Origin of the sequence: Rhizobium sp. 11_C7_N12_5 (genome assembly GCF_051811145.1) — a bacterium.
GTDB classification, from domain to species: Bacteria; Pseudomonadota; Alphaproteobacteria; order Rhizobiales; family Rhizobiaceae; genus Rhizobium; species Rhizobium lusitanum.
Map to the genome: position 1 here is coordinate 1435148 of NZ_JBPWPY010000001.1, position 21490 is coordinate 1456637.

Below are 21490 nucleotides of genomic sequence, written 5' to 3' on the forward strand. Positions count from 1 at the left end.
TGCATCCTAAACCATGTCCGATGAGACGAGCTTGGGGAATATGCAGATGACAATTGATATCGAAAGATCGACGGCAGCGATGCCAAGCGTGGACAAGGACAAGCGAAAACCAGGATTCCTGCGGCCGGCACTGGCAGCGCTTTTGTCCTATCTCGAAAAGCGAGAGACAAGAGGCAATCTGCGCGATCTGACCGACGACCAGCTTCGGGATATCGGCGTGACACCCGCGGAAGCGCGTGCCGAAATTAACAAGTCCTGGTTCTGGGGCTAGAAGGTCCAAGGCGCCAGAGCCGATGGCCGGGTACCCTGAACAGCAGGATGTTGCGGATTGCTCGATGGAGGAGGGGCCCAGCAGCGATATCTGAGCGAGGTGGATAACCCATTTTTTGTGGCACCGCTCTTTTTTCCGCCATAGATTTGCCCGATCTTTCGCCTTCGAAGACCGACAGTTCATACGCCCCCGGGCGACCGCCTTTCCGTCCGGCCCGCCAATCACAGAGACTGCAGACATTCATGTTCAAGACGACCTCCTTGCTCCTTGCCACGGCGATCTCTTCCGTATTTTTTTTCGGCACCCTTTCGACGGCGGAGGCCGGGCAGGCGAGCTACCTCGTGGATGTGCAGAGCGGCCAGACGCTGGAGGCATCGAACCAGGATGAGCTGAACTATCCGGCTTCGCTTACGAAGATGATGACGCTCTATCTTGCCTTCGAAGCGCTGCATGACGGCCGCCTGAAGTGGGATCAGAATTTGACCATGTCGGAGAATGCCGAAAGCAAGGAGCCCTTCAAACTGGCGGTCGGCGTCGGTGGCAAGGTCACCGTGCGGGAAGCGGTCCAAGGCATCGTCGTCCTCTCGGCCAATGACGCAGCCGTTGCGATCGGGGAGCAGCTCGGCGGCTCCGAGGACAGCTTCGGCAAGATGATGACTGAAAAGGCGCATCAACTCGGCATGAGCAACACCGTCTTCAAGAATGCCTCCGGCCTGCCCGATCCCGAACAGGTGACGACGGCCCGCGACCTGGCAACGCTCGGCGTCGCACTGATGCGAGACTTTCCGGAGGAATTCAAGCTTTTCTCGATGCGCGGCATAAAATTCCGCGGCATGAAACTACGCGGCCATAACAATCTGATGTATCGCTATGCCGGCGCCGATGGCATCAAAACCGGCTACACCGATGCTTCCGGCTACAATCTCGTGACATCTGCGACGAAGAACGGCCGCCGCGTCGTCGGTGTGGTGATGGGCGAGAAGACCGCACGGATTCGCGATGACAAAATGGCAAGCCTTTTAGACACCTATTGGGCTCCGACGGCAACGACGGCCACGGTTTCTACGAGTGCCCCAAAGCAGAGCTTGGCGAACTGATTTCTGCTTGCGAGTGACAACCCATTGAAATCATTCGCAAGTCGCACTTCATTCTTGAACCCATCCAGGCTACATATAAAGATCAGATAAGATAGATTATGGAACTAAAATGCGGTTGAGCGAACTACGAGAATTGTAGAATATTCTAACTATTCCAGATACTTAGCAAGGTTTCCGAGAGTCGACTTCAGTCCTTCGTCGTGGTCTTCCTTGCGGATGCCGTGCGGCACGTCTTCGCAAATTATGGTCACCTTCGTGCCGGATGGAACGACGTCCAAGGACCAGGTCATGACCATCGTTCCCGCAAATGCCGGATCGTCCGATTGAAAATCCACCGCCTGGACGATGCGGACTTCAGGAACGATTTCCAGGAACCGCCCGGAAACGATGTCGGTGTGCTCGGAGGTTTTACCGCGTGTTGAATGATCCGGTGCGTTATATGTGAGCGTCAGCCGATAGCTTCCGCCTTCACGAGGGTCGAATGCGTGGATCTGTCCCGTCATGCCTTGCGGCGGACGCCAGGAGATCAAGGCGGCCGGATCGACGAATGCCTGAAAGATCGCGTGCGGCGAAGCTCGGATCACTCTCGATGCCGTGTCCGTTCTCTTCTTGCTTGAAGCGTCGCTCACTGCGTCCTCCTTGTCATGCACCGCTACAGCGATCCGCGCGTGACCCAAGTGACGATTATTGCATCATCAGCTTGCCTTGATGCGGATCACCTTTGCCGCGATCTTCTCGGCAAGCAGCTTCGGATTGCAGGCAAATATGCTGTCTGGCCGTCCGGCCGCGCACCAGACCTGATCATAGGCCAAGAGGCTTTCATCGACGAAAACAGGCAGCTCGACGAGATGACCGATCGGCGCGACGCCGCCGATGGCGAAGCCTGTTTCGTCGCGAACGCGGTCGATATCGGCGCGTTTCAGGCGGATCCCGTAAGTCGCCGCGATATAGGCCGTATCGGCGTTGTGTGCGCCGGAGACGAGAAGCAATGTCAGGCCGTGCGTATCGGCATTGACGAAGACCAGTGACTTGACGATCTGGCCAACGGCGCATCCGGCTGCCTTGGCGGCCTCTTCGGCTGTCCGCGTCGGTTGATCCATGCGCTTGATCGAGATATCCAGACCCAGATTGCGCGCCGCAAGCTCGACGCGTTCCAGGCTCGAAAGCTTCCTGCTGTCTTCGCTCATAGATCGTCATCCTCCACGTCGAGCTCGATCTGCATCTGGTCGTAGGCCGGCTCGACATGATCGGGCGTTTCCGCCAGCACGGTTTCATAATCGAGCGGCGTATGCATATGGGTCAAGATAGCATGCTTCGGCCGCAGCCGTTCGATCCAGGCGAGCGATTGCTCCAGCGACAGGTGGCTTGGATGAAACCGATACTGCAAGGCATCGATGATCAGGACGTCGAGATCTTGAACTCTTTCAACGGATTCTGCCGGGAAATCACTGATATCGCTGCAATAAGCAAGGTTGCCGATGCGAAAGCCGAGCGAGTGGATATCGCCATGCAGCTGCTTGTGCGGCCAGAAGCGGATCGGACCGCCTGCCCCTTCGATCGTGAAGCTCTTGTCGAGGCTTTCAATCAGGACCGGCCGGACGATCGGCGGATAGCTGCTGCCGGGCGGCGTTTCCAGGCAATAGCGGAAGCCCTCGCGAATGCGATCCATGGTCGGCGGATCGGCATAGATCGGGATCCGCTCGTGGGAATTATGAAAGAAGCCGCGCAGATCGTCGATGCCGTGAATATGGTCGGCATGAGCATGGGTATAAAGCACGGCATCGACGGAGCTGACGCCGGCATGGATCATCTGCTCGCGGAAATCCGGACCCGTATCGATGACGACGGTCGTGATGCCGCCATCCGGTGCGATTTGTTCAACGAGAAAAGCCGCGCGCGTGCGGCGGTTCTTCGCGTTTTTCGGATCGCAGGCACCCCAGTCGCCGGTGATGCGCGGCACGCCCGGCGACGAGGAACAACCCAATATGGTGAAGCGCCGCCGGTATGTCACGCTGTCAGACCCTTGTCATCTTCGAGAAGCAGCGGAAGGCATTCGCCGTGGTGATTTCGGCGATCTCGTCCATACTGACGCCGATCGTCTCCGCCAATACCTCGGCTGTGTTGACGACATAGGACGGTTCGTTGCGCTTGCCGCGCCAGCGCTTCGGCGCGAGATACGGCGCGTCGGTCTCGACCAGAAGCCGATCATGCGGGATCGTCTTGGCGATGTCGCGCAGCTCTTCCGACTTCGGGAAGGTCAGGATACCGGAGAACGAGATATAACCGCCAAGCTCGACGCCCGTCCGGGCAAGGGCAGGGCCGGCCGAGAAGCAATGGAGGATGAAGGGAAAGGCCCCCTTCCCTGTTTCCTCCGTCAGGATCGCGGCCATGTCCTCGTCGGCGCTGCGGCTGTGAATGACAAGCGGCAGCTGCGTTTCGCGGGCAGCCGCGATATGGCGCAGGAAGCCGGTCTTCTGGTCTTCGGGCTTGACGGTATCGTAGAAATAATCGAGCCCCGCCTCGCCGATCGCGACGATCTTTTCATGCTGGTTTGCCAGCCGGACGAGATCTTCGGTCTGGATATCAAGTTCCTGATCGGCACTGTTTGGATGCGTGCCGACCGAACAGAAAACCGATGGGTAGCGCTCGGTGAGCGCTAACAGCCCATCGAGCTTCCGGACCTTGGTCGAGATCGTGACCATCTGCTTGACGCCCATTTCGTGGGCACGCGAGACGATCGCGTCACGCTCCTCCTCGAAGTCGGCAAAATCCAGGTGGCAATGCGTATCGATCAGCATGGAAAACCCTATTCGACGGTCGGCGCGACATAGCGCGGGAAGACCGGCTTGGGGGCTTCCAGCGGCGTTCCCGCAACGAGGCGGCCTGCCTCGCCGAGCGCTGCGAAATCACGCTTGTCTGAGGGAATGGCGATGAGATCCAGCAGCTTGGCGGCCGAATCCGGCATGAATGGCTGCAGCAGAATGCCGATCTGGCGCACGACGTCGGCCGTGACATAGAGCACTGTCGCCATGCGAGCCGGGTCGGTCTTCTTCAGCGCCCAAGGCTCCTGGCTTGCAAAATAGCGGTCCGTCTCCGAAACGACGGCGATAATAGACGCCAGCGCGCGGTGGATGAGCTGCTTGCCCATATCTTCGCGGGTCGAGGCCAGCAACGCGTCGGCTTGCGCGAGAAGAGCCTTGTCCTCGTCGGTCAGCGGGCCGCATTCGGGAATCTGCCCGTCGCAGTTCTTGACGATCATCGACAGCGAGCGGCTGGCGAGATTGCCGATGCCGTTGGCGAGGTCGGAGTTGATACGCGTGCCGATTGCCTCTTCGCTATAGCTTCCGTCCTGGCCGAAGGAGACTTCGCGCAGGAAGAAATAGCGCACCTGGTCGAGACCGAAATGGTTTACGAGGTTGACCGGATCGACGACGTTGCCGAGCGACTTCGACATCTTCTCGCCCTTGTTGAGCAGGAAGCCGTGAGCATAGACGCGCTTCGGCAGCGGCAGCCTTGCCGACATCAGGAAGGCTGGCCAGTAGACGGCGTGGAAGCGGATGATGTCTTTGCCGATGATGTGCACGTCGGCCGGCCAGTATTTCGCCCGCGGATTGTTGCGGTCCTCGATGTAGCCGGTGGCGGTAATGTAGTTCGTCAGCGCATCGACCCAGACATACATGACGTGCGCCGGATCGTTTGGCACCTTGATGCCCCAGTCGAACGTGGTGCGCGAGACCGACAGATCCTTCAGGCCGGATTTTACAAAGGAAATCACCTCGTTGCGGCGCTCTGCCGGACCGATGAAGTCGGGGTTTTCCTCATAGAGCTTCAGCAGCCGGTCCTGATATTCGGAGAGCTTGAAGAAATAGCTTTCCTCCTGCACCCATTCGACCGGCGTGCCCTGAGGCCCGTAGCGCACGCCGTCGGCGCGCAGCTCGGTTTCGTTTTCCTGGTAGTAGGCTTCGTCGCGAACCGAATACCAGCCGGCGTAGGAATCCTTGTAGATGTCGCCGGCATCGGCCATCAGGTTCCAGATGTTCTGAGAGGTCTCGTGGTGCCGCGGCTGGGTCGTGCGGATGAAGTCGTCGTTGGACGCATTCAGCAGCTTGCCCATCGCCTGGAATTCGTCGGAATTGCGGTTGGCGAGCTGCTGCGGCGTCAGGCCCTCGGCGCGCGCCGTCTGCTGCATCTTCTGGCCATGTTCGTCCGTACCCGTCAGGAAAAACACGTCGCGCCCATCCAGGCGCTGGAATCGCGCCAGGGCATCGGTGGCAATCAGCTCATAGGCATGGCCGATATGCGGCTTGCCATTGGGATAGGCGATTGCGGTGGTGATGTAGAACGGGGTCTTTTCGGTCATGTCAGGCAGGGATCCGCTTTTACGGTTGCATCTCTGTTATTCTTGGCTCCGCTCGCTTTAGCGCATGTTTGCCGGGAGCGAAACACCAAGTTTCGCGCGCGCAGCATTCGGAACTCCAGAAGCGTGCCTTGCTTGACAGGGTCCCGCCTCGGCTTTACCCCTTCGAGGAACCAAAGCGCAGGACAGAGATCATCGTGAATTTCATTGATTTTTTTAGCAGCCTGTCCAACGGCTTTATAGGGCCGTGGTTTTGAGTTTGATCACTTCCTTTCAACCACTCTATTCCCTTTCCGGCTTCTTCGTCGGCATGCTGGTCGGCATTACCGGCGTTGGCGGCGGGTCGTTGATGACACCGTTGCTGGTGCTGCTGTTCGGCGTGCATCCGGCGACCGCCGTTGGCACCGACCTGCTCTATGCCGCAATTACGAAAACGGCGGGAACAGCCGTCCACGGCATGCATGGACGCGTCAATTGGAGAGTGGTCAGCCTATTGGCCTCGGGCAGCGTCCCGGCAGCACTGGCCATGCTCTGGATCATGGCCGGCGTCAATCGCGAGAGCCCAGCGGTCGCCCACACCATCACCCTGTCTCTCGGCTGTCTTCTGCTGCTGACGGCGCTCATGTTGATCTTCCGTGGGCAGATACTGAATGCCATACGGAAATGGCGCGGCGAGCGCGGCACGCTCACGCCGCGCACCATCGCCTTGCTGACCGTCACTCTCGGCCTCCTGCTCGGAATACTCGTCACGATGACATCGGTCGGCGCCGGTGCGCTTGGCGTCACCGTGCTGCTGGTGCTTTATCCGCAAACGGACGTCCGCGAGATCGTCGGCTCGGACATCGTGCATGCGGTGCCGCTGACCCTGATCGGCGGCATGGGATACTGGTTCATCGGCGAGATCAACTGGACCATGCTGTTCGCGCTGCTCGTCGGGTCCATTCCCGGCATCGTCGCCGGCAGCCTGCTGGCGCCGCGTCTGCACGAGCGATCCGTGCGCATCATTCTCGCCGTCACGCTGACGATCGTCGCCTGGAAGCTTATCTTTCCTTGAGGCAATTCCATCGCCTTCAGATCGCAGGGTTTGCCGTCCGCGCTTCCATGAGAAGCCAATTTGCAAAAACCTGTATTGGGCCGTCACTCAATCGGATCGGCTCCGGCAGGATGAGGCAGAAGGTTTTGGAGATCGACTGACCGTCAGGCCAAGGCGCAATCAAGCGACCTTCCGCCAATTCTGTTTCAACATAGAGGCGCGGCACCAGCGCGACGCCGAGCCCCGCTAGCGCGGCCTCAATCAGCATGACATGCAGATCATAACGGGGACCGATCGTAGGATTGGTCAATACGATCCCTGTCTCCTGTGCATAGCGTTGCCAGGCATCCGGGTTTTGGCGTCGATGGAGGCGCGGCAGTTCATTAAGCGATACCCTGCCCTCACCTCGATCGAGAAGCGCCGGATGGCAAACAGGAACCAAGGTTTCATGCAGCAGTCGGTGTGTTCTCATTCCGGTCCACGCAGGATGCTCGAAATGGATCGCAGCGTCGAAACCGCTTCCCGCAAGGACAAAAGGCTCCATCCGCTCGGCAAGATGCACGATAATATTCGGGTGCTTTTCCCGAAAATGCATCAAACGGGGGATGAGCCAGCGAGCGGCGAAAGTCGGGATGGTGGCGATGTCGATACTCCCGCCGTCGCTCGGCTCACCCATCAGATATTGACTGTCACGTTCCAGCCGATCCAGCGACTCACGAACCTGAATTGCATAACGTTCTCCATTGGGCAAAAGCCGAACGCGATTGCCGACGCGCTCGAACAACGTGACGCCGAGGAAAGCTTCGAGCCGGCCTATCTGGCGGCTGATCGCCCCTTCGGTCAGGGCCAATTCGTCGGCAGCGCGAGCGAAGCTTCCGTGACGAGCCGATGCCTCGAACGCCATGAGTGCGGAATTGCTTGGAATCTTACGGCGCATGAGTGGTTCCTGACATGATGGCTCGGCACACGATCCGCCGTTACCTTGATATTAAATCACTGAAGCATGACCCGATGTCGATATATTGGCCGTGATCGGTAGTTTATCATGATCAAATATCAATGAGAAACAAGATCGGAAGCCGGTGCAACGGTCGGAGGTGATACGATGATCTATACGGTAGAATGCAGCTTTGCCGATCCACACAGCGAAGCGGAATGGAATGAGTTCTATAGTCTGGACAAACTGCCAGCCCTCATTTCAGTGAGCGGTTTCCAAACCTCGCAGCGTTTCAAGGCGTTGAGCCGCGGCTGCCCCGTCTATCTCGCCATTCATTCGATCGACGGCCTCGATGTTCTGACGGGTGAAAAATATCGCAAAAAGGGCGGCGGCAATTTCGCGCGCTGGCAGCAGCACATCACTGACTGGCACCGAAACCTTTATGATGGCGTCGAGCGGGCGCCAGCAATCGATGAGGGCGAATATCTGGCGTTGAGCGCAAAGGGCCCCGAGCCTCTGATCCGGTTAGGCCTCGCTCCACAGGCGATGCAGGCGGTCGCTATGGAAAAGTTCCCCGAATACCGCTGGCTCGCCAAGGTGGAGCGCACCAAGACGCCTGACCTCGAGCGTCTGCCGGAAGACGTCCACATTTATGAGCCGATGACGACGCAGTTGACGAACGGCAACGGCGGCGCCTTCGCGAAGCCTCGGTAAGCGCCGATGCCGAATGTCACGATATTCATCCCCGCAGATAGGATGCCGCCGGACGGAGCACTCGCGGCCCTCGCGGAGCAATGCACCGAACTCTGCACGGGCATCCTACGGGCCGCATTAGTCAGTGTGCATGTTATCTATGTCGCTGTTCGGCATGGGCGAGGTCACCCCGTCTTTGCAGAAATCCAATATCGCCTTGAACCCTTTCGGTCGCCGCCGGTGATGGAGCGGTTCATGGAAGGCCTGGATGAAGCCATCAGGCGCAATCTCGACCTCACCGCGCGCATCCGTTGCTTTGGTTATGCAGCGTCGAGCATCTACGCACGAAATTGAGCTGACGCTCAGAGAGAACCGATGACAGATATTCCCAGCCAGCAGGTCGGCGACTTAACAATCACGGCCATCAGCGATGGCTATCTCGCCGGCAGCCTCGACCTGCTCTCGAATATCGCCCCGGCAGATGCCTCACACATGCAGGAGAAGGCGGGCGTGAAGGATCATGCCGCGATCCACATCAGCTGCTACCTGGTGCGTGGCGGTGGTCGCACTATCCTGATCGACGCGGGAGGGGGTGGCTTCAAACAGTGGGGTGGTGGGCTGAAGGCCAATCTCGCGCTGGCCGGCGTCCAGCCTTCCGGGATCGACACGATCCTGTTGACACATGCCCATCCCGATCATGTCGGTGGGCTGGTGAGCGCTTCAGGAGAAGCCGCCTTTCCGAATGCCGAGCTTGTTGCTCACCATCGGGAAATCGCATTCTGGCAGGATGACGGCAATCTGAGCCGCGCCTCCGGTCGCGCCCGTGGCAACTTCTTCCTGGCGCGTCAGGCGTTCGACGGCTATCGCGACAGACTGCGCACCTTCGATGCCGGTGAGGTGCTTCCCGGCGTGACGGCGATGCCGCTGCCGGGCCACACGGTCGGGCACACCGGTTATCGTCTCGAATCTTGCGACCGGAATCTGCTGGTCTGGGGAGATGTTGTCCATTTCCCCCAGATTCAGGTTCCGCGACCGGATGTGTCGATCGCGTTCGATCAGGATTCACATCTCGCTGCGGCCACACGGTCGAGGTTGCTGGATCTCGTCAACTCCGAAAGGCTGCTGATCGCCGGTATGCACCTCGGCGAACTCGGCTTTGCGCACATCGAGCGGGCGGACGGAAGCTATCGCGTCATCTATGCTCAGCTAACTTAAGCCGAAAGCTGCTGCTTAAGTTCACCGAGGACTGTAATGAGCGTCTGCTTGCGATCGAGATTGTAGGCCTGCGACACATTGAGCCGTTCGGTGGTCTCGGAGTGGAGACGGGCCAATCTCTCCGCCGTGCCGATATATCCGCCAAGTGCGGCGGCCCTTGCGCGGTCTGCGATATCATCGCCGATATGGGATATGAAGAAGCCGAAGATCGTGTCGCTGTCCTTGCCCGAAAGCGCATCGGCTAGGCGGTGCATCGCCTTGCGGGCCGCCGGTCCATCCGCCGAGAGAACCTGCCGATAGGCATCGATGATGTCTCCGCCGCCATAATTCAGCAGCTTGAGCGCCTCGCTGACGCTGCCCTTGGCCGCCGGGAGCAATTCACTCCCCTTCCCGGCCGGCACGCCGAGATTCTCGAGCGCCAGGCGCAGAGCCTCGTCTCCGAGCGGCGCTAGTTTCAGTGGCAGGCAACGCGAACGGATCGTCGGCAGAAGCCTGCCCGGCGCATGCGACAGGACGAGGAACAGCGCCCGCTTCGGCGGCTCCTCGAGAATTTTCAGGATGGCGTTGGCGGCGTTGCGGTTGAGGTCGTCGGCTGGATCGATGATGACGATCCGCCAGTTGCCGGTGCCGGAGGTCTGCGAAAAGAACTTTCCGGCGCGACGCACCTCATCCACCGTGATTGCGGATTTCACCTTGCCGGTCTTGTCGTCGATGGGACGGGAGAGATGCAGCAGATTGTGGGATGCCCCGCCGGAAATCTGACGGCTGATGGCCGAGGACGGATCGGGATCTCCGATCGTCTCGGGCGCGGATGCCGGGTCGGGATGGGACAGGACATGATTGGCGAAACGAAAGGCGAGCGTCGCCTTGCCTATCCCCTCGGGTCCCTCGATCAGCACGGCATGATGACCCTTGCCGGAGCGATAGGATTGCGCCAGGAAGGCTTCCGCCTCCTCATGGCCGAAGAGCCTGGGATTGTCCTGTGGAGGGATCGCGCCGTCGAGAACGCCGGGCCGTTCCTCGCTCATTGCGCCGCTTCCGATCTCGCAGAAGAGATATTGGTGGCGGGTCCGAGCCGCCTGTCGACGATCGCGGCAATGTCCTCGGCAATCTCGTCTTCCGAGCGGAGCGCGTCGACGACGTGGCAGCGATCCGGTTCGCGCGCGGCGATATCGAGAAAGGCCTCCCGGCGTTTCTCATGGGTCTGCATCTCTTCCTTTTCGAAGCGATCCGGCGCTGTGACGGCAGAGGCGCGCTTGCGCGCGCGCTCAAGCCCGATCTCGGCGGGAATGTCGAGGATCAGCGTGCAATCGGGAATAACGCCATTGACGGCAACCCTTTGCAACGCCTCGATATAATCGGCTTCGAGATTGCCGGTTACGCCCTGATAGACGCGAGACGAGTCCATGAAACGATCGCAAAGGACGATGGTGCCGCGCGCCAGCGCCGGGCGAATGACTTCCTCGACATGATCGTTGCGCGCAGCGGCAAAGAGGATGGCCTCCATGCGCGTGCCGAACATCTCGGCGGCCCCGGAGAGCAATACATGGCGGACGGCTTCGGCACCCGGAGAGCCGCCCGGCTCGCGCGTGACCAGCACGTCGTGGCCGAGCTCGCGCAACCGTTCGGCCAACCGGCGGATCTGGGTGGATTTCCCGGCCCCTTCCCCGCCTTCGAAGCTTACGAATAATCCGTTTGCATCAGCCAATGATCATGTCCTGCACTTTTCGCCTGCCGTCCGCTCGGCACGCGATACGTCTCTTGTTTAACCCAAGACATGCCGGGGTGGAACCGTGCATGTATCGGCGCCCGCCATTCTATATGGGGTGTGAACAGGGATTTCGCGAGCCATGCAACCCGTCAGGTCGGCAAAGGCTTGTCCCAGAGCCAGGAGAATAGCAGGGATTCGGTCAATTCCATGAAGGCATCGAACGCGCGACGGCTGAGCGTGCCTTGAGCGATTGATTCCTTTGTGTAAAGCGGCAATTCGCGCACCAGTCGCGCGCCCAGGAACACACGAAGCGTCCCGGCTTCATAGTCCCCGGCCACGGGCGCCGTCAGCGGCCAGCGGTAGACGATTCGCGCGGACAGACGGTCAGGCGTGTCGACCGGCACGTAGACATCGACGGGCGTCTTGGCCAGCAGTCCCACCGTCGATTGCGCGCCGCCATAGACGCTGGCATCGCCGATCACCTCGCCGTCGGCGAAAATGCGCTGGCTCTTGAAATTGCTGAGGCCCCATTCGAGCACGCGACGGGTCTCTTCTGTCCGCTCCTTGTCGTTCTTCAGGCCGCCAAGCGCCAGGAACAGCCGGCGGCCGTCGCGCTGCACCGAGGCGACGATTGAAAAACCCTCGCCTTCGGTAAAGCCCAGCCCAAGGCCATCGACGCCGATATTGAGCAGCAGCAACGGGTTCTTGTTGCGCTGGTAGATCTTGTTCCAGGTGAAATCCGCCTGGCCGAAATATTTGTAGAGATCCTGATGCTTCTGCTGGAGATCCTGCGCCAGGGCCACCAGTTCCCGCAGCGAGACCTTGCCGCCGCCGTTGGGGTCGTTGGCGTCAGGCAAACCGGTGGAGTTGGTAAAGACAGCCCGCGTCATGCCGAGCTCCCGCGCACGCGACGTCATGCGCCGGGCAAACTCGCGTTCGCTCACCGAAATCCCTTCCGCCAGAACGATGCAGCCATCATTGGCCTGCTGCACGGCGACGCCCTGAATGAGGTCGCCTACCCGCACACGCGACTTCAGCGCGGCAAACATCGTCGACGCACGCGATGGCGCGCCGCCCGTTCGCCAGGCATTTTCCGAGACGGGATATTCCGTATCGAGCGAGATCTCCCCTCGCCCAATAGCATCGAAGACGACGTCCAGAGTCATGAGCTTCGCAAGCGAAGCCGGCGAAATCGGTTGATCCTCGTTTTTCGCAAGGAGAATGGTGCCTGTAGAGGCCTCGATCATGAATGCCTGGGCGGCTTTCGTATCGAACGCGCCCGGAACGGCCGGCTGCGCCATGGCTGCCACATTGCCGATGCCCAGGAGAAAAAGGAACAAAAGAATCAAGCGCTTTGGCATACCGTCCCCTCAATCCGACCACCGGCACCTTTATTTTAGTGACGGGTGAAGATTCAGGCAATGACGCCGATCAATCAACCTGCGTCGTGCCTTGATGCTGGCGGCGATAGGCCGAGAGGATCGACTCCTGCGTCAGTCCGTCGTTGCGAACCATGACGGCGTCGAAAGCAAGATCGACATAGACAGTCTTGACCGGGGCATTCTGATAGGCGGCGACCATCGAACCGATCGACGGATCGTTGATGCTTGCCATGCCCGGAGCGAAATCCGGACGGTCGTAAGGGATCGGTCCGATCAGCGGCAGAACGACCATGACGGGCTCGGAAGGCTCGGCAGACGGCATCGCGCCGCCGTTCCAGGTCATCGGCGGCGGATTGTTGCGCTTGTTGCCGTTGTAGGCCGTGTCCGGCGTCGAGCCGGCGAAAGCCGTGGCCGAATAGGGAGACTGGCGCGGAATGGGGGCGATCGACGGCGCGCGATCGAAGCTGCGCTGCTGGCGGCCGACGCGGACGGGATTATCCGAATCCGGCAGCTGGTCGGCGGTCATCCTGCCATTCGAGGCAACCATCACGCCCGTTGCGATCTGGCCGCCGGGATTGATGCTAGGCAGGCGCGAACCCTTGGGGATGTATGAGGCCATCAGATAGGGGTCGTCGTGGCCGTCCATGCGGGCGCGGCCGACATATTGCACGCGCACGTCGCCGGTGCCGCTGTGCTGGAGATCGAGCATCTGCGCCGTCTTGTTGGAAAGATCGATGATGCGGCCGGGGTGATAGGGGCCGCGATCGTTGACGCGAACGATGATGGAGGAACCGGTTTCGACATTGGTGACGCGCGCATAGCTCGGCAATGGGAAAGTCGGATGCGCAGCGGTCAGCGACTGTTGGTCGTAAACTTCGCCATTGGCGGTCAGGCGGCCGTGAAACGCCGAGCCGTACCAGGAAGCGATACCGACCTTGTTATAGCCGTAGTCTTCCTTGGGATAGTACCACTTGCCCTTCACCTGATACGGATTGCCGACCATGAAGCGGCCGCCGCCCTTGGGAACAGGCCCGTTGGCGACAACCCGCGGACTGGCCTTCACGCCATATTCCTTCTCGGAGAAATATTCCTTGCCGTGCTGGCGCGTCGAGGCAACCTTCTGAGACGTTCCACAGGCAGTGATGGTTGCGCACATCAGTGAGAGAGCAAACCAACGCATACCCGTTGCGTATGTCACCGCACGATTTTCGAATTTCATCTGTCCCACGCCGCTACTCAATAATTCTGACGGAGGTCTGCTATAACCGGTACATCCCTCATTCCGGTATCCAGCTACGCCTCAATCACCTAACGGTACTTTAATCATGATTAGAGTTTGTCGATTTTGCGATGCAAATTGAGCGCACTGGGGAAATACCGAAGATCATGGTTAATCTGCGGTAAAATGGGATTTGCCTGAAATACCGGGCAAGACGGCAAACCGCTCGAACAGCTGGTCTTCCCTCTGTCTTCATCAAGGGTCCCGGATCGGGACAGATCAGAGCAAATTGTGGCCGTCAGAGATGTGCCTTTGACAAGAAGCGAAGGCCCAGTTCAGGAAACTGTATCGCGGCGCATCAGTGTTTCGTGGTGATAGACGTCGCCGACCTTCAGCGCCTCGGTATCGATGGCCCATGCGTTGAAACCAAAAGATTCGTAAAGACGAATGGCCGCCCTATTGGATGAGACGACGCTGAGCCGTTTCAAAACGCTGGAATTGAAGTGGCCTAGCCGCTGGAGACGACTAGGCCACATTTGCCAGGTCAGGGGTCAAATCCGACTGAAGCGCCCTAGCAATAAGACAAGCTTAGTTTTTGTCAATGATGACTGACGGGCCACGAACGAAGAAGATGGCACTATGTCTACTCTATAGCCACCTAACTTGCTCCATAGCTTTCTGACGCCTATGGATTGCTCCGCTGTTCCCTACCCTACCACGGATGATGATGGTGTTCGTCCTGCGGAGACCGACTCACCGGCAGTCGTCTGATCTCCTCGCCGAAGAAGCGGATAGCGTCAACTTTCATGAAAATAGTGGCACTGCCCTCCGGCACACTCCCACCACCGTATTGCGGAACCAGCGATGGGCTGGATCGGCATCCATTCGGGGATGCCACATCGCCGATATTAGGATTTCTGGCGTAGCGACGGGAAGCTCGAAGCTCACCAAGCCCTGGCTGAACGGTTCGGTGCCGACCAGGCCATTTCCGAGACACGAGCGCGGCACAAGCGCGACCAGGTCAGATTGGCGCGCGATGCGCAAGGCGTCCGGGAATCCGGGCACGACAGCGATGACCTCCCGGCTGAGACCGAGTTTCTCCAGGGCATCATCGACTGGCCCTGTAAAACTCCCCTTTCGCGACGCCGCGATATGCCTGGACGCCGCATAGCGCTCGGGTGTTACGGGACCCTTCAGCAAAGGATGCCCATCCCTGACTACACCCAGGAATTTGTCGCGGAAGAGGAAGTGGGTGCGCACCTCCGGCGCAAACTCTCCGAGAACGCCAATTTCAAGATCGATCTGCCCTTCTCGGAGCGGCGCGGCATCCTTGACAGGTTTAGGTGCGAACCGCAGGCGGACCCTTGGCGCCGCGTCGGCAATGGCGGCCACCAGGGGAGCAGAGAACAGCGCGATAAAGCCCTCGTTGGCGCGAATGGCGAAGGTCCGCTCCAGCGTGGCGATTTCAAATTGGCCAGCCTGCGGGCTGAGAACAGCTCGAGCTTCGCGAGCAAGCTCGTGAACCCGATCGCGCAACTCGGTGGCGCGGGGCGTTGGGACAAGTCCGCGCCCGGCGCGCACAAGCAGCGGGTCGCCCGTGGCGGACCGGAGCCGTGCGAGGGTCCGGCTCATGGCGGAAGGACTGAGGCCGAGACGGCGCGCAGCGCCGGTCACGCTAACCTCGGTCAGCAGTGCGTCGAGCGCCGGAAGCAGGTTCAGGTCGAGATTGTCCACAACCGCAACCTACATCACTTGACGCCCACAACATAGCGCCTGATGCAACAATAATGTGCATCCTGTGCGTCTGGCGTCAATCCAATGAGGCGCTCATATTCGCTGCCGACACCGCACAACGAAAGATAGCCCCTATGTCATCAACCATTTCACACGACATCGCAGGCACGATTCTTCTCATCGGCGCATCGCGTGGCCTCGGACACGCCATGGCCGCCGAACTCCTAAAAAGGGGGTGGAACGTCGTCGGCACGAAGCGCCCGGTCGAAGGCCGAACTGAGCTGCATGACCTGGCCGACGAGAACCCGGGCCGCATCGAGGTCGAGACCGTCGACATCTGCGAACCGGAGCAGATAGCGGCACTTCGTGCTCGCTTGTCGGGCCGGGTGTTCGACATCCTGTTCGTGAACGCCGGCACCGCCAACGCGAATCCCAACGAGACCATCGCCGAGGTATCCACCGAGGAGTTCATCCGCGTGATGGTCACGAATGCACTTGGTCCCATGCGGACCATCGAGGCGCTGCAGGATCTTGTCCCCGCAGATGGCCTCATCGGCGTCATGTCGTCAGGACAGGGCAGCATCGCCAACAACACGAACGGTGGGTTTGAAGTCTATCGCGGCAGCAAGTCGGCTCTGAACCAGTATATGCGAAGCTACGCTGCGCGCCATGCAAGCGAGCCGCGCGCCTTGGTGCTGATGGCTCCGGGCTGGATCCGCACGGCGCTGGGCGGTCCGAACGCGCCACTCAGCATGGAAGAGGCTATTCCCAGTATCGTGGAGGTGCTTCTCACGAAGCGGGGCAGACCCGGTCTCGAATACCTCGATCGTATGGGGAAAACCGTTCCTTGGTGAACGTCACCGGCGCAGCATTTCTGAATATAGCGCGTCAGAGCGCAAGAATATCAGCTGAGCCGATCCATGAAACTGCCACCATCGACATTGGCTCTTTATTCGGTAATGATCGCCGAAGTTGAGGGGCTGAGCCGTGTTTTGTAGTCGGGTATTCTTGATTGGCATTGTCTTTCTCTTAGGGGCAATGACTGCCCGTGCAGAAGACAATGTCGCGCCGTTTTCCGTATCGCCTGTTTGGCCGCTGGCAATACGTTTGGATGGACCGATCGATTCTCGGTCGGCTCTGTCATTTAGAAGGATATTGGCAGCCAACCCGAACGTGAAAATCCTGGTACTGAATAGCCCGGGCGGTGACGTTCAGAACGGCTTGCTTATTGCTGATGACGTCTACACGAAGGGCATGAGCACCGTCATAGCGTCGGACTCCGTTTGTGCGTCGGCTTGCGCGTACGTCTTCTTTGCCGGCAGAAACCGAATTGTTCAGGGCCGGCTCGGCGTACATCAGATCAGCGGCAATGTCGGTCTGGGTGACGCACAGCTGAATATCTCCGATATTCTTGACACATTAAATAAATACGGCGTCGATGCTCGCATTTTCCCGATTATGTTCCGGACATCGTCTGACGATATCCATTTCTTTAGCCCAGATGAAATCAAACAATTCGGGATAGAGCATCTATCACCTGATGCAGCAAGCTCCCATATTTCGTCGGTGCCGGCCTCTACCCCAACGATTCAATCGGCACCCGCTCCGATCAACGCAATGCAGGAAGAGGAGACGGCCGCCACAAACTTTGTTTCTGAATTGGTGACTTCTGGAAGCCTGCCGGCAAATCAGGCCATTGCCTTCGCCTCCAGTGTCTATGCGGGCGAAGTCAGCTTTTATGGTAGGCGAAAGAGATTGGACGAGATACTCGAGGACAAGGCCAAGTTTTTCGAGCGTTGGCCTAATAGAACGTATCGCCTGAGACCGGAAAGCGTTGTGGTCTCCTGCGGCAGGGATCTTTGCCGAGTGACTGGCGATTTTGATTGGTATGTCAGCAGCCCGCAACGCGCGAAGACCCTGAACGGAACGGCATCGTTCTTGTATTCCCTAAGCATGAATGGTCGGATTCAAGGTAACCGGCCGATTGTTACCGCGGAGATTTCGCTTTGATGCGGGCGATGAGTTCTTTGTCGTCGACAAAGCTGTCGAGGAAGTCGTTCCACTCGTCGGTTGAGCGGCGAGCGTGGGAGAGCATCTGCTCCAGCTCTTCCATGCCATCGTCCGTCAGTGCGGTCATGGATTCATCGTCCCCGGTGTAGACGGAGATGATGCTGCCGTAGCTTAGATTATCATCGTTGGAGACGATGGCCTGAAGAAGCTCCACGTCCTCTTCGAGGATTTCGGCAACAAATTTGATCGTACGGACGTGGGTAACTGTCGCCATCACGCTGCCTTTGCGTCGATTGTGGTGATCTCCGACCAGTTCCACGGAAGCAATTCGTCTAACCGATTGATCTTGTGATCGTGGATACGATCGAGCACGTCAGCCAGATAGGCTTGCGGGTCAAGACCATTCATCTTGGCCGTCTCGATGATCGTCATGGCGCGTGCCAACGTTTCCGCTCCCGTGTCGGCTCCCGCAAAGAGCCAGTTGCGTCTTCCAACGCCTATCGGACGCAGGGCCCGCTCAGCGGCATTGTTGTCGATCGCAACGCGACCGTCTTCGAGGAACAGGCAGAGCGAAGCCCAGCGGCTCAAACCGTATCGGAAAGCTGTCGCCAGATCGCCTTTGCCTGGAATGCGGGTTAGTTGAGCTTCAGCCCAGTGGCGGAATGCATCGACCTTGGGCTTGCTCTGGACCTGACGCGCGGCAAGACGGATATCAGGAGGCTGGCCGTTGATGCCACGCTCTATGTCATAAAGAGCACCAATACGATCGAGAGCCTCCCGTGCGATCTCTGACTTGTTTGATGTCCAGATGTCGTGGAAGTCTCGTCGCCAATGGGCCCAGCAGGCCGCCTCTTTAAAGCGAGACGTTCCATTCTCTCCAGGTGAGTACAGCTTGCCGTATCCTTTGTAGCCGTCAGCCTGAAGGATGCCGCTTGATTGCCTGAGGTGAAGATGAACGTGCTCTTCTTTCCAGTCAGGAGCAAAATAGTAGACTGCACCGGGCGGGGAAGCGCCAGACCAGGGACGTTGATCGCGAACATACGTCCAGAGCCTGCCCTTCTTCACGCCTTTGCCCAATCCCTTGTCTCGCAGCGAGCGATCCAGCACCCGGATTGGCGTGTCGTCAGCATGAAGGAGATCACTTGCCATGATCGCCGTTTCGATCCGCTCGATGAGAGGCTGAAGCACCTGCATCGCACGACCACACCAATCGACCATCGTGCTGTCGGGAATGTCGGCACCCATGCGGGCAAAAATCTCGTTCAGACGGTATAGCGGCAAATGGTCGTCGAACTTCGAGACCAGAATGTACGCCAAGAGCCTAGCGCCGGCCATGCTGCCCGGGATCGGACGGCTGGGTGCTGCCACCTGCACCATCTTCTCGCAGCAGCGGCAGGACTTCTTCAACCGAGCAACCTCGATGACTTTCATCTGCGCGGCGATCATATCGAGGATTTCGCTGGTGTCCTCGCCGACAAGACGCAACTCTCCTCCGCAATCCGGGCAGCAGGAGCCGGGATCGAGTTCTCGGCGCTCGCGGACCGCCGTGTCCGACACGCGGGGGCGTCGGCGCATGGTCTTTTCGGACGGATCCGCCAGGGGCACTGTCGACGCCGCCTCATCAACTTCATCGATTGGGGCAGTAATGGCCTCAGCGGCGGCGATCAACAGATCCTCAAGCGCCAGTTCCAACTGCTCGATTTCACGCTCAATCTTCTCAGACGACTTGCCGAAGACCTGTTTCTTCAGCTTGGCGATGCGCAGCCGCAGTGTTTGGATTAACTGGTCATGCGCTTGCAATGTGGCCGACATCTTCGCATTTTCCGCCAGCAAAGCGGCAATCATTGCCTTGAGAAAGGCTGGATCGTCCGGAAGATTTGTCGTCGCGCGAGACATGATCCTGACTACCACACGCTAGGAGAAATTGCCATAAAAACCAGTGGTTTCAGTGGGATAAAATCACCCGACACGGGCCGGTGGTGCCCCCCCAATCAGGACGACGCCAATCGATCCCTTCCCACAACATCGCCAGTTGGGCAGACGTAAGCCGGGCTGCCCCGTCGGCCGCAGAAGGCCATGGGAACCGCCCTTTCTGCAAGATCTTGTAATACAGGCAGAAGCCCTGGCCATCAAAATACAGCAGCTTCAAACGATCGCCACGTTTGCCGCGAAAGGCAAAGACCGCACCGCTCGTCGGCTTCTGGCGCAGGATATCCTGCGCAAGCGCAGCCAGGCCTTCTATTCCTTTGCGCATGTCCGTGATCCCGCACGCAAGATAGACCCGAACGCCGGTCCCAGGCCCGATCATGCTGCTTCCACCGCCCGGATAAGCTTCGTCAGGGCGCCAGTGTCCACCGCGCTCCCAAAGCGAAGGGTGCGGCCGCAGCTCAATCGCAGTTCGATCGTCCCGCAGCAGTTCTTCTTGTCTTCGGGGACATCGGCCTGCACGGCATTCATGTCGACGGGAACGAACAATGCATTCGCAGACGTCGAGAGCAGCCCCTTCTTTTTCAACTCGCTACGCCAAGCGTAAATCTGCTGTCGCGTAATATCGTGCTGATGAGCAACTTCGGTGATGGTGGTTCCGGCAACCTCAACCGACATCACAATCGCGAGCTTCTCATCATCGCGCCATCGACGCCGCCGTTCCTGCCCAAGAATCTCAACGCGCATCGCAATCTCCACCTAAGACACGTCGCTAACGACGTCGTTAAACACGTGTCTTAGGCCATCACGACGATGGCTGGCAGGCGGTAGCAATCGGGCGGTTACGATTCAAGTGATTGCCGAAGACGGTAAGGCCCGGAAATGACCGCTGACTCAGAACTCGGTCAATTTTACAAGTGTAACGGAGAGAAACATGAAGCGTTCAATTGCGATTATTGTGCTCGCGATTACCGTATGCCAATAAGCGGGACTTTAAGTTTCAATCATTAAAGATTGAATGAAATCAATAAATTATGGCGGAAGAGGTGGGATTCGAACCCACGGTACGGTTTCCCGCACGCCGGTTTTCAAGACCGGTTCCTTAAACCACTCGGACACTCTTCCTGTCGCTACGGCTCGACGCCTAGCAAAAGTGGTTGGCTGGCTTTACAGCTATTCGGGCCGAAGCGTCAACTGGGCCGCTGTGCATCCGCAGCCACCGGCCACGCGAAAAAGATTCCATGACGCCGTTGCTTGTGCGAAAGATTCGCCATCGACTATCCGGAAGGACATCGCCCTCGCCCATGACCTCTGACGATCAATCTCTGTCGCTCGGTCCCAAGCCCCTGGTCGGCCCTGCCCTTGCAGCCTTCTTTGGCCGCGATGCCGTTGGCGTCGCATCCGATCTGATCGGAACGCGGTTCACGGTTGCCGGCATCGGAGGTCGTATCGTCGAGACCGAGGCCTATCGGCCTGATGACGAGGCTTCCCACGCCTATCGCGGTCCAACGCCGCGCAATGCGGCGATGTTCGGTCCGGCCGGCCATGTCTATGTCTATCGCTCCTATGGCATTCACTGGTGTCTGAATTTCGTCTGCCTTACTGGAAGCGCCGTGCTTATTCGGGCGCTGGAGCCGGAGAACGGCATAGAGGAAATGATACGGCGGCGCGGCATTGCCGATATCGTGTCGCTATGCAACGGGCCGGGAAAGCTCTCGCAGGCGATGGCCATCGACATCGGCCTGAATGGCCTGTCGCTGGATGCGGCGCCTTTCGCTATTTCCTTGGCGGAACCCGTTACCGTCGCTTCCGGCAAACGCATTGGAATCACCAGGAATGTCGATGCGCCCTGGCGGTTCGGCGCGGCGGGTTCGCGCTTCGTCAGTCGTCGTTTTCCCTGATGTT

The 21490-nt window shown here is 59.0% G+C and carries 24 protein-coding genes and 1 tRNA gene; 9 read left to right on the forward strand and 16 right to left on the reverse strand.

The features are described 5' to 3' along the window. Nucleotides 1-79: 79 nt before the first annotated feature. On the forward strand, nucleotides 80-271 hold the full coding sequence (locus tag AB8B29_RS07160) for a DUF1127 domain-containing protein (protein ID WP_208865003.1): 192 nt from the start codon (nucleotides 80-82) through the stop codon (nucleotides 269-271). Between the two features lie 242 nt (nucleotides 272-513). Further along, a complete protein-coding gene (locus tag AB8B29_RS07165; RefSeq protein ID WP_037202121.1) occupies nucleotides 514-1368 on the forward strand; it encodes a D-alanyl-D-alanine carboxypeptidase family protein in 855 nt (284 codons plus the stop codon). Between the two features lie 149 nt (nucleotides 1369-1517). Here AB8B29_RS07165 and AB8B29_RS07170 read toward each other — a convergent pair whose 3' ends face one another. The 5 genes from AB8B29_RS07170 to metG form a co-directional block, all read right to left on the reverse strand. Beyond that, on the reverse strand, nucleotides 1518-1997 hold the full coding sequence (locus tag AB8B29_RS07170; protein WP_113118599.1) for an SRPBCC family protein: 480 nt from the start codon (nucleotides 1995-1997) through the stop codon (nucleotides 1518-1520). Nucleotides 1998-2063: 66 nt separating this feature from the next. Further along, nucleotides 2064-2555, reverse strand: a complete 492-nt coding sequence (locus tag AB8B29_RS07175) for a YbaK/EbsC family protein (protein WP_047556756.1) — start codon at nucleotides 2553-2555, stop codon at nucleotides 2064-2066. Further along, nucleotides 2552-3379, reverse strand: a complete 828-nt coding sequence (locus AB8B29_RS07180) for an MBL fold metallo-hydrolase (RefSeq protein ID WP_047556754.1) — start codon at nucleotides 3377-3379, stop codon at nucleotides 2552-2554. Before AB8B29_RS07180 ends, AB8B29_RS07175 begins: the two co-directional genes overlap by 4 nt. A 4-nt stretch (nucleotides 3380-3383) precedes the next feature. Beyond that, nucleotides 3384-4166: a TatD family hydrolase gene (locus AB8B29_RS07185; RefSeq protein WP_047638116.1), complete on the reverse strand. Its 783-nt coding sequence runs from the start codon at nucleotides 4164-4166 to the stop codon at nucleotides 3384-3386. Nucleotides 4167-4174: 8 nt separating this feature from the next. Continuing rightward, nucleotides 4175-5728: a methionine--tRNA ligase gene (gene metG / locus AB8B29_RS07190; protein WP_113118600.1), complete on the reverse strand. Its 1554-nt coding sequence runs from the start codon at nucleotides 5726-5728 to the stop codon at nucleotides 4175-4177. Between the two features lie 250 nt (nucleotides 5729-5978). Between metG and AB8B29_RS07195 the strand changes: the two genes are divergently transcribed. Continuing rightward, entirely contained in the window at nucleotides 5979-6779 is an 801-nt protein-coding gene (locus AB8B29_RS07195; protein ID WP_037202813.1) for a sulfite exporter TauE/SafE family protein, read from the forward strand. A gap of 16 nt (nucleotides 6780-6795) precedes the next feature. Here AB8B29_RS07195 and AB8B29_RS07200 read toward each other — a convergent pair whose 3' ends face one another. Further along, nucleotides 6796-7695: a LysR substrate-binding domain-containing protein gene (locus AB8B29_RS07200; RefSeq protein WP_037202137.1), complete on the reverse strand. Its 900-nt coding sequence runs from the start codon at nucleotides 7693-7695 to the stop codon at nucleotides 6796-6798. A gap of 168 nt (nucleotides 7696-7863) precedes the next feature. On the opposite strand from AB8B29_RS07200, the gene AB8B29_RS07205 reads away from it, so the two are divergent. From AB8B29_RS07205 to AB8B29_RS07215, 3 genes are read left to right on the forward strand one after another with little or no spacing between them, the layout of a single operon-like run. Further along, a complete protein-coding gene (locus AB8B29_RS07205; protein WP_037202140.1) occupies nucleotides 7864-8409 on the forward strand; it encodes a hypothetical protein in 546 nt (181 codons plus the stop codon). Between the two features lie 6 nt (nucleotides 8410-8415). After that, nucleotides 8416-8742: a hypothetical protein gene (locus AB8B29_RS07210; RefSeq protein WP_037202814.1), complete on the forward strand. Its 327-nt coding sequence runs from the start codon at nucleotides 8416-8418 to the stop codon at nucleotides 8740-8742. 21 nt (nucleotides 8743-8763) lie between these two features. Continuing rightward, nucleotides 8764-9603, forward strand: a complete 840-nt coding sequence (locus AB8B29_RS07215; RefSeq protein ID WP_113118601.1) for an MBL fold metallo-hydrolase — start codon at nucleotides 8764-8766, stop codon at nucleotides 9601-9603. Here AB8B29_RS07215 and AB8B29_RS07220 read toward each other — a convergent pair. The 5 genes from AB8B29_RS07220 to AB8B29_RS07240 all read right to left on the reverse strand — a co-directional run bounded on the left by AB8B29_RS07220 (nucleotide 9600) and on the right by AB8B29_RS07240 (nucleotide 15649). Next, nucleotides 9600-10631, reverse strand: coding sequence for a DNA polymerase III subunit delta' (locus AB8B29_RS07220; protein WP_113118602.1), 1032 nt, complete (start codon nucleotides 10629-10631; stop codon nucleotides 9600-9602). The two genes, AB8B29_RS07215 and AB8B29_RS07220, sit on opposite strands and share 4 nt — an antisense overlap. After that, the gene (gene tmk / locus AB8B29_RS07225; protein WP_113118603.1) at nucleotides 10628-11311 is read right to left on the reverse strand and encodes a dTMP kinase; all 684 of its coding nucleotides are present in this window, start codon (nucleotides 11309-11311) and stop codon (nucleotides 10628-10630) included. Before tmk ends, AB8B29_RS07220 begins: the two co-directional genes overlap by 4 nt. A 152-nt stretch (nucleotides 11312-11463) precedes the next feature. Then, a complete protein-coding gene (locus tag AB8B29_RS07230) occupies nucleotides 11464-12675 on the reverse strand; it encodes a D-alanyl-D-alanine carboxypeptidase family protein (RefSeq protein ID WP_113118604.1) in 1212 nt (403 codons plus the stop codon). A 70-nt stretch (nucleotides 12676-12745) separates the two neighbouring features. After that, complete coding sequence (locus AB8B29_RS07235; protein WP_113118605.1) at nucleotides 12746-13915, reverse strand: septal ring lytic transglycosylase RlpA family protein; 1170 nt, start codon at nucleotides 13913-13915, stop codon at nucleotides 12746-12748. 804 nt (nucleotides 13916-14719) lie between these two features. Beyond that, complete coding sequence (locus AB8B29_RS07240) at nucleotides 14720-15649, reverse strand: LysR family transcriptional regulator (RefSeq protein ID WP_113118606.1); 930 nt, start codon at nucleotides 15647-15649, stop codon at nucleotides 14720-14722. 134 nt (nucleotides 15650-15783) lie between these two features. Here AB8B29_RS07240 and AB8B29_RS07245 point away from each other — a divergent pair, with 134 nt between their 5' ends. Further along, the gene (locus AB8B29_RS07245; RefSeq protein WP_113118607.1) at nucleotides 15784-16503 is read left to right on the forward strand and encodes an SDR family NAD(P)-dependent oxidoreductase; all 720 of its coding nucleotides are present in this window, start codon (nucleotides 15784-15786) and stop codon (nucleotides 16501-16503) included. A gap of 184 nt (nucleotides 16504-16687) precedes the next feature. Next, complete coding sequence (locus tag AB8B29_RS07250; protein ID WP_162740590.1) at nucleotides 16688-17659, forward strand: ATP-dependent Clp protease proteolytic subunit; 972 nt, start codon at nucleotides 16688-16690, stop codon at nucleotides 17657-17659. On the opposite strand, the gene AB8B29_RS07255 is transcribed toward AB8B29_RS07250, so the two are convergent. The 5 genes from AB8B29_RS07255 to AB8B29_RS07275 all read right to left on the reverse strand — a co-directional run bounded on the left by AB8B29_RS07255 (nucleotide 17637) and on the right by AB8B29_RS07275 (nucleotide 20710). Then, the gene (locus AB8B29_RS07255) at nucleotides 17637-17933 is read right to left on the reverse strand and encodes a hypothetical protein (protein ID WP_092852021.1); all 297 of its coding nucleotides are present in this window, start codon (nucleotides 17931-17933) and stop codon (nucleotides 17637-17639) included. The two genes, AB8B29_RS07250 and AB8B29_RS07255, sit on opposite strands and share 23 nt — an antisense overlap. After that, on the reverse strand, nucleotides 17933-19555 hold the full coding sequence (gene tnpC / locus AB8B29_RS07260) for an IS66 family transposase (protein WP_092852023.1): 1623 nt from the start codon (nucleotides 19553-19555) through the stop codon (nucleotides 17933-17935). The genes AB8B29_RS07255 and tnpC overlap by 1 nt, the downstream gene beginning before the upstream one ends. Before the next feature lie 49 nt (nucleotides 19556-19604). Continuing rightward, a complete protein-coding gene (gene tnpB / locus AB8B29_RS07265; protein WP_113118609.1) occupies nucleotides 19605-19967 on the reverse strand; it encodes an IS66 family insertion sequence element accessory protein TnpB in 363 nt (120 codons plus the stop codon). Then, nucleotides 19964-20332 carry an IS66-like element accessory protein TnpA gene (tnpA, locus tag AB8B29_RS07270; RefSeq protein WP_092852027.1) on the reverse strand — a complete coding sequence of 123 codons (369 nt, stop codon included), beginning with the start codon at nucleotides 20330-20332 and terminating at the stop codon, nucleotides 19964-19966. Before tnpA ends, tnpB begins: the two co-directional genes overlap by 4 nt. A 288-nt stretch (nucleotides 20333-20620) precedes the next feature. Then, nucleotides 20621-20710, reverse strand: a tRNA-Ser gene (locus AB8B29_RS07275). A 179-nt stretch (nucleotides 20711-20889) separates the two neighbouring features. Between AB8B29_RS07275 and AB8B29_RS07280 the strand changes: the two genes are divergently transcribed. Further along, nucleotides 20890-21486 (forward strand): DNA-3-methyladenine glycosylase, encoded by a 597-nt coding sequence (locus AB8B29_RS07280; RefSeq protein WP_113118610.1) that lies wholly within the window; start codon nucleotides 20890-20892, stop codon nucleotides 21484-21486. The last annotated feature ends 4 nt before the right edge of the window (nucleotides 21487-21490 follow it).

Bases quoted from the DNA above. Each gene is read 5' to 3' on its own strand.
- AB8B29_RS07215 (WP_113118601.1), top strand. From the start codon at position 8,764: ATGACAGATATTCCCAGCCAGCAGGTCGGCGACTTAACAATCACGGCC.
- AB8B29_RS07210 (WP_037202814.1), top strand. From the start codon at position 8,416: ATGCCGAATGTCACGATATTCATCCCCGCAGATAGGATGCCGCCGGAC.
- AB8B29_RS07235 (WP_113118605.1), bottom strand. From the start codon at position 13,915: ATGAAATTCGAAAATCGTGCGGTGACATACGCAACGGGTATGCGTTGG.
- AB8B29_RS07205 (WP_037202140.1), top strand. From the start codon at position 7,864: ATGATCTATACGGTAGAATGCAGCTTTGCCGATCCACACAGCGAAGCG.
- AB8B29_RS07230 (WP_113118604.1), bottom strand. From the start codon at position 12,675: ATGCCAAAGCGCTTGATTCTTTTGTTCCTTTTTCTCCTGGGCATCGGC.
- AB8B29_RS07160 (WP_208865003.1), top strand. From the start codon at position 80: ATGCCAAGCGTGGACAAGGACAAGCGAAAACCAGGATTCCTGCGGCCG.
- tnpB (WP_113118609.1), bottom strand. From the start codon at position 19,967: ATGATCGGGCCTGGGACCGGCGTTCGGGTCTATCTTGCGTGCGGGATC.
- tnpC (WP_092852023.1), bottom strand. From the start codon at position 19,555: ATGTCTCGCGCGACGACAAATCTTCCGGACGATCCAGCCTTTCTCAAG.
- AB8B29_RS07280 (WP_113118610.1), top strand. From the start codon at position 20,890: ATGACCTCTGACGATCAATCTCTGTCGCTCGGTCCCAAGCCCCTGGTC.
- AB8B29_RS07200 (WP_037202137.1), bottom strand. From the start codon at position 7,695: ATGCGCCGTAAGATTCCAAGCAATTCCGCACTCATGGCGTTCGAGGCA.
- tnpA (WP_092852027.1), bottom strand. From the start codon at position 20,332: ATGCGCGTTGAGATTCTTGGGCAGGAACGGCGGCGTCGATGGCGCGAT.
- metG (WP_113118600.1), bottom strand. From the start codon at position 5,728: ATGACCGAAAAGACCCCGTTCTACATCACCACCGCAATCGCCTATCCC.
- AB8B29_RS07250 (WP_162740590.1), top strand. From the start codon at position 16,688: ATGACTGCCCGTGCAGAAGACAATGTCGCGCCGTTTTCCGTATCGCCT.
- AB8B29_RS07220 (WP_113118602.1), bottom strand. From the start codon at position 10,631: ATGAGCGAGGAACGGCCCGGCGTTCTCGACGGCGCGATCCCTCCACAG.
- AB8B29_RS07245 (WP_113118607.1), top strand. From the start codon at position 15,784: ATGTCATCAACCATTTCACACGACATCGCAGGCACGATTCTTCTCATC.
- AB8B29_RS07255 (WP_092852021.1), bottom strand. From the start codon at position 17,933: ATGGCGACAGTTACCCACGTCCGTACGATCAAATTTGTTGCCGAAATC.
- AB8B29_RS07175 (WP_047556756.1), bottom strand. From the start codon at position 2,555: ATGAGCGAAGACAGCAGGAAGCTTTCGAGCCTGGAACGCGTCGAGCTT.
- AB8B29_RS07165 (WP_037202121.1), top strand. From the start codon at position 514: ATGTTCAAGACGACCTCCTTGCTCCTTGCCACGGCGATCTCTTCCGTA.
- AB8B29_RS07185 (WP_047638116.1), bottom strand. From the start codon at position 4,166: ATGCTGATCGATACGCATTGCCACCTGGATTTTGCCGACTTCGAGGAG.